Origin of the sequence: Ectopseudomonas khazarica (assembly GCF_004521985.1) — a bacterium.
Taxonomy (GTDB): domain Bacteria; phylum Pseudomonadota; class Gammaproteobacteria; order Pseudomonadales; family Pseudomonadaceae; genus Aquipseudomonas; species Aquipseudomonas khazarica.
In genome coordinates this window covers 294,754-307,431 of the sequence record NZ_SBHZ01000001.1, presented here as the reverse complement: position 1 = coordinate 307,431, position 12,678 = coordinate 294,754, and the positions used below count along the sequence as shown (strand labels likewise).

At 64.0% G+C, this 12,678-nt stretch carries 10 protein-coding genes; 6 read left to right on the top strand and 4 right to left on the bottom strand.

Annotated features, from left to right (window positions below; all coding sequences use genetic code 11):
- Window positions 1-24 precede the first annotated feature (24 nt).
- The 4 genes from EPK82_RS01320 (at window position 25) to EPK82_RS01305 (ending at window position 5,973) form a co-directional block, all read left to right on the top strand.
- Window positions 25-1,320, top strand: a complete 1,296-nt coding sequence (locus EPK82_RS01320) for a urate hydroxylase PuuD (RefSeq protein WP_134675549.1) — start codon at window positions 25-27, stop codon at window positions 1,318-1,320.
- Window positions 1,321-1,554: 234 nt separating this feature from the next.
- Window positions 1,555-3,069, top strand: a complete 1,515-nt coding sequence (locus tag EPK82_RS01315; RefSeq protein WP_037050546.1) for a nucleobase:cation symporter-2 family protein — start codon at window positions 1,555-1,557, stop codon at window positions 3,067-3,069.
- Between the two features lie 77 nt (window positions 3,070-3,146).
- The gene (locus EPK82_RS01310) at window positions 3,147-4,007 is read left to right on the top strand and encodes an outer membrane protein OmpK (RefSeq protein WP_037050544.1); all 861 of its coding nucleotides are present in this window, start codon (window positions 3,147-3,149) and stop codon (window positions 4,005-4,007) included.
- Window positions 4,008-4,506: 499 nt separating this feature from the next.
- On the top strand, window positions 4,507-5,973 hold the full coding sequence (locus EPK82_RS01305) for an NCS1 family nucleobase:cation symporter-1 (RefSeq protein WP_037050540.1): 1,467 nt from the start codon (window positions 4,507-4,509) through the stop codon (window positions 5,971-5,973).
- Between the two features lie 4 nt (window positions 5,974-5,977).
- Here the strand turns inward: EPK82_RS01305 and EPK82_RS01300 are convergent, their stop codons facing one another.
- Both EPK82_RS01300 and moaA read right to left on the bottom strand, forming a co-directional pair.
- Window positions 5,978-6,817 carry a substrate-binding periplasmic protein gene (locus EPK82_RS01300; RefSeq protein WP_134675548.1) on the bottom strand — a complete coding sequence of 280 codons (840 nt, stop codon included), beginning with the start codon at window positions 6,815-6,817 and terminating at the stop codon, window positions 5,978-5,980.
- A gap of 44 nt (window positions 6,818-6,861) precedes the next feature.
- Window positions 6,862-7,857 (bottom strand): GTP 3',8-cyclase MoaA, encoded by a 996-nt coding sequence (moaA, locus tag EPK82_RS01295; protein ID WP_134675547.1) that lies wholly within the window; start codon window positions 7,855-7,857, stop codon window positions 6,862-6,864.
- A gap of 212 nt (window positions 7,858-8,069) precedes the next feature.
- Between moaA and EPK82_RS01290 the strand changes: the two genes are divergently transcribed.
- Window positions 8,070-8,714 (top strand): TetR/AcrR family transcriptional regulator, encoded by a 645-nt coding sequence (locus tag EPK82_RS01290; protein WP_047588626.1) that lies wholly within the window; start codon window positions 8,070-8,072, stop codon window positions 8,712-8,714.
- Window positions 8,715-9,043: 329 nt separating this feature from the next.
- Here EPK82_RS01290 and EPK82_RS01285 read toward each other — a convergent pair whose 3' ends face one another.
- Both EPK82_RS01285 and EPK82_RS01275 read right to left on the bottom strand, forming a co-directional pair.
- Window positions 9,044-9,478: a GlcG/HbpS family heme-binding protein gene (locus tag EPK82_RS01285; protein WP_037050531.1), complete on the bottom strand. Its 435-nt coding sequence runs from the start codon at window positions 9,476-9,478 to the stop codon at window positions 9,044-9,046.
- 342 nt (window positions 9,479-9,820) lie between these two features.
- A complete protein-coding gene (locus EPK82_RS01275; protein WP_037050530.1) occupies window positions 9,821-10,735 on the bottom strand; it encodes a LysR family transcriptional regulator in 915 nt (304 codons plus the stop codon).
- Window positions 10,736-10,846: 111 nt separating this feature from the next.
- Here EPK82_RS01275 and gcl point away from each other — a divergent pair, with 111 nt between their 5' ends.
- Complete coding sequence (gcl, locus tag EPK82_RS01270) at window positions 10,847-12,622, top strand: glyoxylate carboligase (protein WP_037050596.1); 1,776 nt, start codon at window positions 10,847-10,849, stop codon at window positions 12,620-12,622.
- The last annotated feature ends 56 nt before the right edge of the window (window positions 12,623-12,678 follow it).

Below are 12,678 nucleotides of genomic sequence, written 5' to 3'. Positions count from 1 at the left end.
TCCCCCGGGAAAGAGGTACAGATCGTGGAAGCACATTTCACCGAATGGCTAAACCTGGGCGTCCGCTGGATCCATATGATCACCGGCATCGCCTGGATCGGCGCATCCTTCTATTTCGTCTGGCTGGAGAACAACCTCAACCGTAGCAACCCACGCGAGGGCCTCTCGGGCGACCTCTGGGCGATCCACGGCGGCGGGATCTACCACCTGGAAAAATACAAGCTGGCCCCCCCGAAAATGCCGGAGAACCTGCACTGGTTCAAATGGGAGGCCTACTTCACCTGGCTGTCAGGCGTCGCCCTGCTGCTGGTGGTCTACTACCTCAACCCGAGCCTGTACCTGGTCAAGCCGGGTGTCGATCTGGCGCCAGCCGCCGCCATCGCCATCGGCCTCGGCTCCATGGCCGCCAGCTACCTGATCTATCACGTGCTCTGCGACTCGCCGCTGGGCAAGCGCCCGGCCCTGCTCGGCGCCGTGCTGTTCGTGCTGATCATCGCCGCGGCCTATGGCTTCAGCCAGATCTTCAGCGGTCGTGCCGCGTACATCCATGTCGGCGCCATCATCGGCACCATCATGGTCGGCAACGTGTTCTTCACCATCATGCCGGCCCAGCGCGCGCTGGTTAAGGCCATCGAAACCAACACCACCCCCGACCCGCTGCTGCCGGCCAAGGGCCTGCTGCGCTCGCGTCACAACAACTACTTCACCCTGCCGGTGCTGTTCATCATGATCAGCAACCATTTCCCGAGCACCTACGGCAGCCAGTACAACTGGCTGATCCTGGCGGGCATCGCGATCCTGGCCGTGCTGGTACGCCACTACTTCAACACCCGCCACGACAGCAGCAAGTATGTCTGGACCCTGCCGGCCGCAGCCCTGGGCATGATCTGCCTGGCCTATGTCACCTCCCCGGCGAACCGCGCTCCCGCTGCTGCCCCGGTGGCAGCCGTGGAACAGCCGGCAGCCAGCGAGACCCTGAGCAAGGTGGAAGAAGTTGCCAGCAGCCAGCCAGATGCCCAGGAAAACCCGGCCCCGGCAACAGGTGGAGCGGCGACGGCTGCCGACTTCGGCAAGGTCGAGAGCGTGATCCATGAACGCTGCACCGTCTGCCATTCGGCCACCCCGAGCAGCCCGATGTTCAGCGCGGCGCCAGCCGGCCTGATGCTCGACACGCCCGAGCAGATGCAGGCTCAGGCCGCGAAGATCCACGCCCAGAGCGTTGCCTCGCAGATCATGCCGCTGGGCAACATCACCCAGATGACCCAGGACGAGCGCGACCTGATCGGCAACTGGATCGCCAAGGGCGCACCGACCAACTGATTGCCACACGTGCCGTGCCCGTGACTGGGCGCGGCATCTTTTTACGCCCCGGAACCGCCGGCAGCGCGAGCTGACCGGCGGTTCTTTTTTTGTGCACAATCCATAAATAAATTGTTTTTAACCATGTCCACATGTTGCTATAGTCGCCACATCCTGACCACCTAGACAACTTTCTAGCAAACAGGAAAGAGGTGCCGTGAAGCCTCGTGTAAGCCCATGACCGTATAAAAACAAATGGCAGGCTATGACATGACCACAAACAGCAACGCCCCCACCCCAGCTGCGCCTACCGGCAACAGCGACCTGATCTACCAGTTGGATGACACCCCCGCTTTCGCCCCCGCCCTGTTCGCGGCGCTGCAGCATGTGCTGGCCAGCTTCGTCGGCATAATCACCCCCACCCTGATCGTCGGCAGTGCCCTGGGCCTCGGCGCCCACGTGCCCTACCTGGTGAGCATGGCCCTGTTCGTCTCGGGCCTCGGCACCTTCGTCCAGGCCAAGCGCATCGGCCCGATCGGTTCCGGCCTGCTGTGCCTGCAGGGCACCAGCTTCGGCTTCCTCAGCGTGATCCTCAGCGCCGGCTTCATCGTCAAGGGCCGCGGCGCCAGCGAGGAGGAAATTCTCGCCACGCTGTTCGGCATCTGCTTCTGCGCGGCCTTCGTCGAAATCACCTTCAGCCAGTTCATCAACAAGCTGCGCAAGGTGATCACCCCGGTGGTGACCGGCACCATCATCTGCCTGATGGGCCTGTCGCTGATCAAGGTGGGCATGACCGACCTCGCCGGCGGCTACGGCGCTGCCGATCTCGGCGCCCTGCACCACCTGGCGCTCGGCGGCCTGGTGCTGGGCACCATCGTCCTGCTCAACCGTGCGCCATCACAGGTGCTGCGCCTGTCGGCCGTGATCATCGGCCTGACCCTCGGCTTCGCCGTGGCCTGGTTCAACGGTCGGGTGGATTTCGCCAACATGGCCGAGGTGCCGCTGCTCAGCGTGCCGCAACCGTTCAAGTACGGTTTCAGCTTCGACTGGATCGCCTTCGTGCCCATCGCCGTGATCTTCCTGATCACCCCGCTGGAAACCGCTGGCGACCTGACGGCCAACTCGATCATCTCCAAGCAGCCGGTCAAGGGCCCGCTGTACATGCGCCGGATCAAGTCCGGGGTGCTGGCCGACGGCTGCAACTCGGCAGTCGCCGCCATGTTCAACAGCCTGCCGATGACCACGTTCAGCCAGAACAACGGGGTGATCCAGCTCACCGGCGTCGCCAGCCGCCACGTGGCCTTCTACATCGCCGCCATCCTCATCCTGCTGGGCCTGTTCCCGGCGGTCGGTGCGGTGCTGCAGCTGATGCCCAAGCCGGTGCTCGGCGGCGCCACCCTGATCATGTTCGGCACCGTGGCGGTCGCCGGCATCAAGATTCTCAGCGAAGCCGGTCTGCACCGTCGCAACGTGCTGATCGTGGCCATCTCCCTGGGCCTCGGCCTGGGAGTCGCCGGCGTACCGGAGGTGCTGTCGCACATGCCGGACGTGCTGAAGAACATCTTCGGCTCGCCGATCACCATCGGAGCCTTCAGTGCCATTGCGCTGAACATCTTCCTGCCCGACGAACAGCAGGAAGTGGAAGAAGACGACTACGACCCGGAGGCGCACCTGCACACCGTGCTGCAGAACCGCCAGGACGATAGCGTCGACGACAGCAGCCTCAAGAGCCTCGGCCGCGACCTGACCCCGGACGCGCGCACCAGCTGATCACGCCCCACCCGTCCACTCCCGGCAGCGCGCTGCCGGGGGTACCCGTCTGCACGTCAAAAGAACAAGGAAAACCCATGAAACTCAAGCATCTGCCTCACTGCTTCGCCCTCTCTGCCGGACTGTTCTCCGGTCAGCAGGCGCTTGCCGGCGACCTGCTGCACTGGCAGGACAACAGCCTGTCCTACCTGTACGGCGAGAACTTCCAGCGCATGAACTTCAACGGCGAAGAGCAGCGCACCCAGACCACCTTCACCTTCGAGCATGCCAGTGGCTGGGCCTGGGGCGACATCTTCTACTTCCTCGACTACATCCGTACCGACAACGTGCAGACGCGCGGCAGCTTCGACAACGGCAGCTTCCGCCAGCACGAGCGCAACTCCTTCTACTACATGGAGTTCTCCCCGCGCGTGAGCCTGAGCTGGCTGACCGGGCAGGAGCTGGCCGTCGGCCCGATCAAGGACATCTATGCCGCCTTCACCTACGAGAAAGGCGAAGGCGGCCCGGGGCCGGAGAACTACCTGTACGGCATCGGCCTGGACTGGGACGTACCGGGTTTCAACTTCTTCAAGACCAACCTGTACCAGGTGAAGATCAACAACCACACCTTCTTCGCCGACCGCAACAGCAACGGTTATGCGACCCAGCTGACGGTCAGCGCGGCCTATCCGTTCAGCCTGGGCGAACAGGACTTCCTGGTGGATGGCTTCGTCGACTGGCGCTCACCGTCCCGCGATGCCGGCACCCAGACCTCGGTAGGCTCCTCGATCCAGATCAAGTGGGATGCGGGCAAGGCGCTGTTCGGCAAGGAGCGCCAGCTCTACGTTGGCACCGAAGTGAACATGTGGCGCGCCAAGTACGGCGTGAAACCGGTAGACGGATCGGGTGACCGCTTCGACCAGACCGCCGTGCAGGCACTGGTCAAGTACCACTTCTGACCATTGCCGCAACGCACTTGGCCGGTGTCGGGTAGGGACAGCGGCCGGGTAAAGGGGGGATCGGCGTTCGCGCCCTTCCCCCTTTTCTTCGTTTCGGGCGAGCCCCCTGGCGTCCCGGACACACCTGCCTCGGCTGCAGCGCGCAACCGCGTGCCGATCCGCAGCGCACCATTGCGACCCGCGCATGTCACCCCGGCACCGTATCGGTGCAGATCCGCAACCCTGCTGCCACCTTGAGGCATGCCTCTTTCCCCGCATGAAACTGATCATGCGGTCAAGTTTTTGATCACAATATCTATGATTTTTGTGTTCAATCTTCAAGAAAACCATGTTCATCAAGGTTTTTTATGTGTACAAGACACTCAGGTTCCATCCGAAACACTGTCGAAGTGGCTGTATACACAAGCCCAGTCACGAAGCGCATACAAAAGCGGAATGAAACCTGCAGGCAAACCTCCTCATACGCCACCGTGCGCAAGAACAATACTGGGAGCGGTTCATGTCCGACACTGACGACTTTCGCATCAAGCAGATCGACCCCACGCTGCATAACGAGGACCTCGCTCCACTGGCGCCGGAGAAGCGCACCTGGGGCTGGTTCGAGATATTCAACGTGTGGTCCAACGACATCCAGAGCCTGTTCGGCTACACCCTCGCCGCGACACTGTTCATCTCCTACGGGCTCAATGGCTGGGCGGTGCTGGCCGGCATCGTGCTGGCCGGCTTCATTGTCATGGGCCTGGTCCAGCTAACCGGCAAGCCCAGCGTCAAGTACGGCATCCCCTTCCCGGTGTTCGCCCGCGCCAGCATGGGTGTGCGCGGCGCCAACTTCCCTGCACTGGTACGCGGCATCGTCGCCATCTTCTGGTACGGCGTGCAGACCTACTTCGCCTCCACCGCCGTGGCGTTGCTGCTCAACTCGCTGCTGCAACCGCAGGAACCCGCCCTGTACCTCGGCCTGACCGCCATCGGCTGGCTGTCCTACGTGATCGTCTGCCTGTTCCAGGTCGGCCTGTTCATCTGCGGCATGAGCTGGATCACCCGCTTCCTCAACTGGGCCGGCCCGCTGGTCTATGTGGTGATGATCGCCCTGATGATCATGATCTGGTACCAGGCCGGGCCGAGCCTGCTGGGCGAGCTGGGCAACATCTTCCGTGGCAGCGGCGACTATGCCGCCGGGCCGGTGGCCGCCTTCTTCGCCGTGGTCGGCACCATGGTCGCCTACTTCGCCGCCGTGGTGATCAACTACGGTGACTTCGCCCGCTTTGTCAAAAGCGAAAGGCAGATGACCATCGGCAACTTCCTCGGCCTGCCGGTGAGCCTGGCGTTCTTCTCGCTGATCGCCCTGGTGATTACCGCCGGTACCGTGGTGGTGTTCGGCGAGACGCTGACCAATCCGACCGACATCGTCGCCCGGGTCGACAACCTGACCCTGACCATCATCGCCGCGCTGACCTTCTTCGCCGCCACCGTGGGCATCAACCTGGTGGCCAACTTCATCCCGCCGGCCTACGACCTGGCCAACCTCGCCCCCGCGCACATCAGTGCGCGCACCGGCGGCTTCATCACCGCGGCCATCGCCTTCTTCATCGGTGCCCTGTGGGTGGCCTTCATCAGCAACGTCGGCATCGCCGCCTTCGTCGATACCCTGGGCGCGGTACTGGCGCCGCTGTACGGCATCATCGTCGCCGACTACTACCTGGTACGCCGGCGCAAGCTCGACCTGCAGCAGCTGTTCAGCGCCGAGGTCGGCTCGGCCTACTACTTCGACGGCGGCTGGAACCGCAAGGCGCTGGTCGCGTTCGTCGTCGCCTCACTGTTCTCGGTGGCCTCGGTCTGGGTCCCCGGTCTGAGCCAGCTGTCGGGCTACGCCTGGCTGCTCGGCGCCCTGCTCGGCGCGGTGCTGCACTATGGCCTGATGCACGGCCAGGCGCAGGCGCTGAAACGCGCCAACGCCAGCGCCTGAACCATCAACGCAGGGACGAAGCCGGCGCCTGTGCGCCGGCTTTGGCTTTCTGGCGTTCGAGAAAGTCGACCTTCCACTGCTCGAGCCCCATGTACTCGCTGTCCAGGTTGGCCTCGACCCGGTACTTAGCCTTGAGCGCCGCCACATCGGCCGAGCGTTCGCCGAGGAAGCGGTCGAAACGGGCGATCAGCTGCGGCTGACGCACGCTCGACAGGTGGAAGCTGCCACGGGTATGCGGCAGCTTGGGGTCGAACACCAGAGCACCGGGGCGCGCCCGGATGTTGTCGAGGTAGTGGGTCGCCACCACCACGTTGAAATAGGCGCCATCGGTGTCCTGCTTCAGCGCCTGGCGAATCATCTGCCGCAGGTCGTCGCTGTAACTCAGCTGAATCTGCCCGTCGTCGATGCGCTGCTCGTAGCCTCGCGGTGTCCAGCCCTGCACCATGGCCAGGCGATGAATGCTGTCCAGCGCCTGCCCCTGGCGCTGCGGCGCCACCAGCACGCCATCGACGTAATCGACCACCGCCGCGCTGTAGTGGAGGGCCATGCCGGTCTTCTGCGCGCCGGCCCAAAGCGGGCTGTCCGGGTACTTGAAATCGATCTCGCCGCGCTGCAGGGCCGGCAGCAACTGCTCGACCGGCAGCGCCCTGTAGGTCAGATCGATGCCGCTGTCGGCGGCGAAGGCGTCCAGCACCTCACGGGCGAATCCCTGGTACTTGCCTCCCGCATCGAGGCTGTAATGCGGAGCGAACGGCAGGTCCTCCACCCCCACCACGTAGGTCTGCGCCCAGGCAGCGGGTGACAGCAGAACGGCAAACAGCAGACAGGGTCGTACGGGCTTCATTGCGAGCCTCCTTGTTTTTGTTGTGGGATTCCGATCAGGCCGTCTCAGCCGCCGGTCATGCTCATGAAGCGCACCACCTGCACCTGCTCGTCGCTGGCGAAGTGGTGCCGCTCGGGCTTCAGGCGCAGCGCCTCGACCAGCGCCTGGCGCAGGCGCTCGCCGTCACCCGGATGCGCGCGCAACAGGCGCTTGAGGTCCAGCGCATCGTCATGCCCGAGGCACAGCACCAGCTTGCCTTCGGCAGTGACCCGCACGCGATTGCAATCACCGCAGAAGTTGTGGCTGTGCGGGGAAATGAAACCGACCTGGGTCTGCGTGCCGACCACTTGCCAGTAGCGCGACGGCCCGCCGGTGACCTTGTTGCTGCGCACCAGCGCATGACGCTGCTCGATGCGCCGGCGCACCTCGTCACTGGAGCAGAAGGTCTGCTCGCGGCTGTGGCTGACCACGCTGCCCAGCGGCATTTCCTCGATGAAACTGATATCCAGACCACGGGCGATGGCGAACTCGACCAGATCGAGCACCTCGTCGTCGTTGCGCCCGCTCTGCACCACGCTGTTGAGCTTGATCCGCTCGAACCCGGCGACGCGCGCCGCCTCGATGCCCGCCAGCACCTGCTCCAGCTTGTCGCGCCGGGTGAAGGCGGCAAAGCGCTCGCGCTGCAGGGAATCCAGGCTAATGTTCAGGCGACGCACACCCGCTGCACGCAACGGCGCCGCCAGCTCGCCAAGCTGCGAACCGTTGGTGGTGATCGCCAGGTCCTCGAGTTCGTCCCGCGCGCCCAGGCGCTGCAGCAGGCTCAGGACGTTCTTGCGCACCAGCGGCTCGCCGCCTGTGATGCGGATGCGCCGCACGCCCAGCGCGATGAAGGCGTCGGCCACGGCATAGGCCTCTTCCAGGCTGAGGATCTGCTGGCGCGGCGCGAACTGCATGTCTTCGCTCATGCAGTAGGTGCAGCGAAAGTCGCAGCGATCGGTCACCGACAGACGCAGGTAGGTGATGCGACGACCGAACGGATCGACCAGTTGATGGGTGTGCACGGTGGGTCTCCTGCAGCGTCACGCGCCGAGACTTTCTTGTCATGGATATTGCTGCGCGGGATAAAAACAGAAAAGCGTTTTCTTGTATACAACAATTTGACCCAAGGGTCAGATAAGCGCCAGGCAGCCCGCAGCCGTTGCCTTGAGCCCCGCGCGGAGCCGGTGCTACCATGCCCGACCGCCGCCCGGCGGAAAAGGAAAACACAGGGCCTATGACCAGCATTCGCGAGCGTAACAAAGAGCTCATCCTGCGCGCAGCCAGCGAGGAGTTCGCCGACAAGGGCTTCGCCGCCACCAAGACCAGTGACATTGCGGCCAAGGCCGGCCTGCCCAAGCCCAACGTCTACTACTACTTCAAATCCAAGGAAAACCTCTACCGCGAGGTCCTGGAAAGTATCGTCGACCCCCTGCTGGCCGCCTCGGCCCCCTTCAACCAGCCGGGCCACCCGAGTGAAGTGCTGACGGCCTACATCCGCTCGAAGATCCGCATCTCCCGCGAACTGCCACACGCCTCCAAGGTATTCGCCAGCGAGATCATGCATGGCGCACCGCACCTGTCGCCGGAGCAGACCGAACAGCTCAACGCACAGGCCAAGCACAACATCGCCTGCATCCAGCGCTGGGTGGACCAGGGGCTGATGGCCCCGGTCGATCCGCACCACCTGCTGTTCAGCATCTGGGCCGCGACCCAGACCTATGCCGACTTCGACTGGCAGATCTCCATCGTCACCGGCAAGGCCAGCCTGGACGATGCCGACTACGAAGCCGCCGCACAGACCATCATCCGCCTGGTGCTCAAGGGCTGCGACGTCGACCCGCTGCCATCGAGCGCCTCCGAGCTGGTGACCAGCGCCTAGATTGACGCAGGGTCATTCGTCGACTCTGCAGGAACGCTGCGTGCACCCGACCCGGCGTCGGGAAGATCGCGGGTTACCGCTGCATCGTTCTGGTGGATGTAAAAAGCGACATCCACCCTACGCAGCACTCCCGTACCTGACACTTCGCGGGGCGCCTTACGCATCCAGCCCTCGCAGAATCGCGGGTTACCGCTGCAGCGTTCTGGTGAATGTGAAAAGCGACATCCACCCTACGTAGGGTTCTGTTCAGCGTCAGGGGGTGGATCGCGCCGTACCGACCCACCACCCTGGTCGCCGCCCGCAGGAAATCCGGGGCGGCTGCCTGATCCCTAGACCCCGGGATCCGCCTTCAGGCCAAGCGACTCCAGCGCGCCGAGCGCGCATTGCTCGTCGATGTCCGAGGTGTCGCCGGTAATACCGACGGCGCCAATCACCGCGCCATGCTCGTCGCGAATCAGCACGCCGCCCGGTGCCGGCACCAGGCTGCCCTCGGCCAGGGTATTCACCGCGCCGATGAAGGCCGGACGCTGCTGCGCGTCGTTGGCGATCGCCCGCGAACCCTTGCCGAGCGCCAGCGCACCCCAGGCCTTGCCGATGGCGATCTGCGGGCGCAGCAGGCTGGCGCCGTCCTCGCGCTGCAGGCTGATCAGGTGGCCGCCGGCATCCAGCACCGCCACCGTCAGCGGCGCGGCGCTGAGGTCACGCCCGACGGCCAGGGCATTGCGGGTGATGTTCACTGCTGTGGAAAGAGTGATCGTGGTCATGCAGGTTCTCCAGAAAAGCGAATGGGCACTCGCCACACAGGCCGGTGAAGGGCACCTCTATAAACGACCTGCGTTGCCATCGCGGCGTTAAAAACAGGCTCAGAATGCTCATTTACAGCTCGTAAACTGCGCTTCTTCGCCTGTTTTTGCGGGGCCGCCATCGGTATTGCGCTGACTGCCTCGCCTACGTTTTTAGAGGTGCCCTGAAGGCATGCGGCATGGATAAGCGCCTTATGCAATAGCTGAAGAAAAGGTTTGTTGCAACAACAAAACACAAAATCAATAAAATATGTACACAATATTTTTATCTGAAAATCACAATCAAAGTATCGAGCATACGGGCTAGTCCGCCCGGTTCTCCCAGTACCCCGGCGTGTTGTAGATGTCCTTGAGATAGTCGATGAAGAAACGCACCTTGGCCGGCAGATAACGCTGCTGCGGATAGACCGCCTGGATGTCGTAGGCCGGGATCTCGTAATCGTCCAGCACCGTCACCAGCTCGCCAGCCTTGAGCTCCGCCTGGATCTCCCAGGTCGAACGCCAGCCGATGCCCAACCCCTGCTTGACCCAGTTGTAGAGCAGCTCGCCGTCATTGCAGTCGAGGTTGCCCGCCACCTTCACCGCCACCTGACGCCCTTCGCGCAGGAAGGTCCAGCCACGCTGCTGACCGCCCTGCAGGTTGAACGCCAGGCAGTTGTGCCGCGCCAGATCCTCGAGGGTGCGCGGCACGCCATGCAGCTCGAAGTAGCCAGGTGCACCGCAGACCACGCGGCGATTGGGGAACAGCTTCACCGCGACGTAGTTGGGGTCGGTGACCTCGCCGATGCGGATGCCCATGTCGTAGCCCTGGCGCACCAGGTCGACCAGGCTGTCGGTGAAGTTGAAGGACAGCTTCAGGTCCGGGTAGCGCAGCAGAAAGGCCGCCGCATGCGGCGCAATGTGCCGCCTGCCGAACGCCGCCGGGGCGGATACCACCAGGTGCCCGCGCACCGACTTGCCGCCGCGGGCCACGCTGGCATCGGCTTCATCGAAGTCCTTGAGCAGGCTGCGGGCACGGTCGAGGTACTGCTCGCCCAGGTCGGTCAGCTGCAGGCCGCGCGTGGAGCGGTGCATCAGCTTGACGCCGAGATGGCGCTCCAGGGCATCCAGGCGCCGCCCCATCACCACGGGGGTCACGCCTTCGCTGAGCGCGGCGGCGGCAAAGCTGCCGTTGTCGGCGACCAACACGAAACTACGGATAAGGGTATGACGGTCCATTCGATACTCCAGATATCGACAGAACTGAAGTATCCAACAATTCCGTCGTTCCGGTACAGCCGTCATCCTTGCTCCCAAGAAGAAAAACCACCGACTCGGAGAACAATGGTCATGGCCAGAATGAGAGCAATCGAGGCAGCCGTACTGGTGATGCGTCGTGAAGGTGTCGACACCGCATTCGGTGTCCCCGGTGCCGCCATCAACCCGCTCTACGCTGCACTGAAGAAACTCGGCGGAATCGATCACGTCCTGGCTCGTCACGTCGAAGGCGCCTCGCACATGGCCGAGGGTTACACCCGCACCAACGCCGGCAACATCGGCGTGTGCATCGGCACCTCCGGCCCGGCTGGCACCGACATGGTCACCGGCCTGTACTCGGCCAGCGCCGACTCCATCCCGATCCTGTGCATCACCGGCCAGGCACCGCGTGCACGCATGCACAAGGAAGACTTCCAGGCCGTCGACATCACCAGCATCGTCGGGCCGGTCACCAAGTGGGCGACCACCGTGATGGAGCCGGGCCAGGTGCCGCGCGCCTTCCAGCGTGCCTTCCAGGAGATGCGCAGTGGCCGACCGGGCCCGGTGCTGATCGACCTGCCGTTCGACGTGCAGATGGCCGAGATCGAGTTCGACATCGACGCCTACGAGCCGCTGCCGGTGGCCAAGCCGAGCACCACCCGCGTTCAGGCCGAGAAAGCCATTGCCATGCTCAACGAGGCCGAGCGCCCGCTGCTGGTCGCTGGCGGCGGCATCTTCAACGCCGACGCGGCGGACAAGCTGGTCGAGTTCGCCGAACTCACCGGCGTGCCGGTGGTGCCGACCCTGATGGGCTGGGGCGCGATTCCCGACGATCACCGGCTGATGGTCGGCATGGTCGGCCTGCAGACCTCGCACCGCTACGGCAACGCCACCCTGCTCGCCTCCGACCTGGTGTTCGGCATCGGCAACCGCTGGGCCAACCGCCACACCGGTTCGGTCGAGGTGTACACCGAAGGCCGCAAGTTCATCCACGTCGACATCGAACCGACGCAGATCGGCCGCGTGTTCAACCCGGACCTGGGCATCGTTTCCGACGCAGGCAAGGCGCTGGATGCCTTCCTCGAGGTCGCTCGCGAATGGAAGGCCGCTGGCAAGCTGAAGGACCGCAGCGCCTGGGTCGACAGCTGCCGCGAGCGCAAGCGCACGCTGCAACGCAAGACCCACTTCGACAACGTGCCGGCCAAGCCGCAGCGCGTGTACGAGGAGATGAACGAAGCCTTCGGCAAGGACACCTGCTACGTCAGCACCATCGGCCTGTCGCAGATCGCCGGCGCGCAGTTCCTGCACGTGTACAAGCCGCGTCACTGGATCAACTGCGGCCAGGCCGGCCCGCTGGGCTGGACCATTCCGGCGGCCCTCGGCGTGGTCAAGGCCGACCCGGCACGCCAGGTCGTGGCGCTGTCCGGCGACTATGACTTCCAGTTCATGATCGAAGAACTGGCTGCAGGGGCGCAGTTCAACCTGCCGTACATCCACGTGCTGGTGAACAACTCCTACCTGGGCCTGATCCGCCAGGCGCAGCGCGGCTTCGACATCGACTACTGCGTGCAGCTGGCGTTCGAGAACATCAACGCGCCGGAAATCAACGGCTACGGCGTCGACCACGTCGCGGTCGTCGAAGGCCTCGGCTGCAAGGCGATCCGCGTGTTCGACCCGAACGAGCTGCAGAACGCCTTCGCCGAAGCCAAGCGCCTGATGGCCGAGCACCGCGTACCGGTGGTGGTCGAGGTGATCCTGGAGCGGGTCACCAACATCTCCATGGGCACCGAGATCAACGCCATCAACGAGTTCGAGGAACTGGCCGAGCGCGGCGTCGACGCCCCGACCGCCATCGCGCTGCTGGATTGATGCAACCCATCCCCTCTCCCGCCTGCGGGCGAGGGGAGACACACGAAAGGAGCGAC

Coding starts and splice junctions, on each gene's coding strand:
- EPK82_RS01315 (WP_037050546.1), top strand. CDS start 1,555: ATGGCAGGCTATGACATGACCACAAACAGCAACGCCCCCACCCCAGCT.
- EPK82_RS01310 (WP_037050544.1), top strand. CDS start 3,147: ATGAAACTCAAGCATCTGCCTCACTGCTTCGCCCTCTCTGCCGGACTG.
- EPK82_RS01305 (WP_037050540.1), top strand. CDS start 4,507: ATGTCCGACACTGACGACTTTCGCATCAAGCAGATCGACCCCACGCTG.
- EPK82_RS01300 (WP_134675548.1), bottom strand. CDS start 6,817: ATGAAGCCCGTACGACCCTGTCTGCTGTTTGCCGTTCTGCTGTCACCC.
- EPK82_RS01290 (WP_047588626.1), top strand. CDS start 8,070: ATGACCAGCATTCGCGAGCGTAACAAAGAGCTCATCCTGCGCGCAGCC.
- EPK82_RS01285 (WP_037050531.1), bottom strand. CDS start 9,478: ATGACCACGATCACTCTTTCCACAGCAGTGAACATCACCCGCAATGCC.
- EPK82_RS01275 (WP_037050530.1), bottom strand. CDS start 10,735: ATGGACCGTCATACCCTTATCCGTAGTTTCGTGTTGGTCGCCGACAAC.
- gcl (WP_037050596.1), top strand. CDS start 10,847: ATGGCCAGAATGAGAGCAATCGAGGCAGCCGTACTGGTGATGCGTCGT.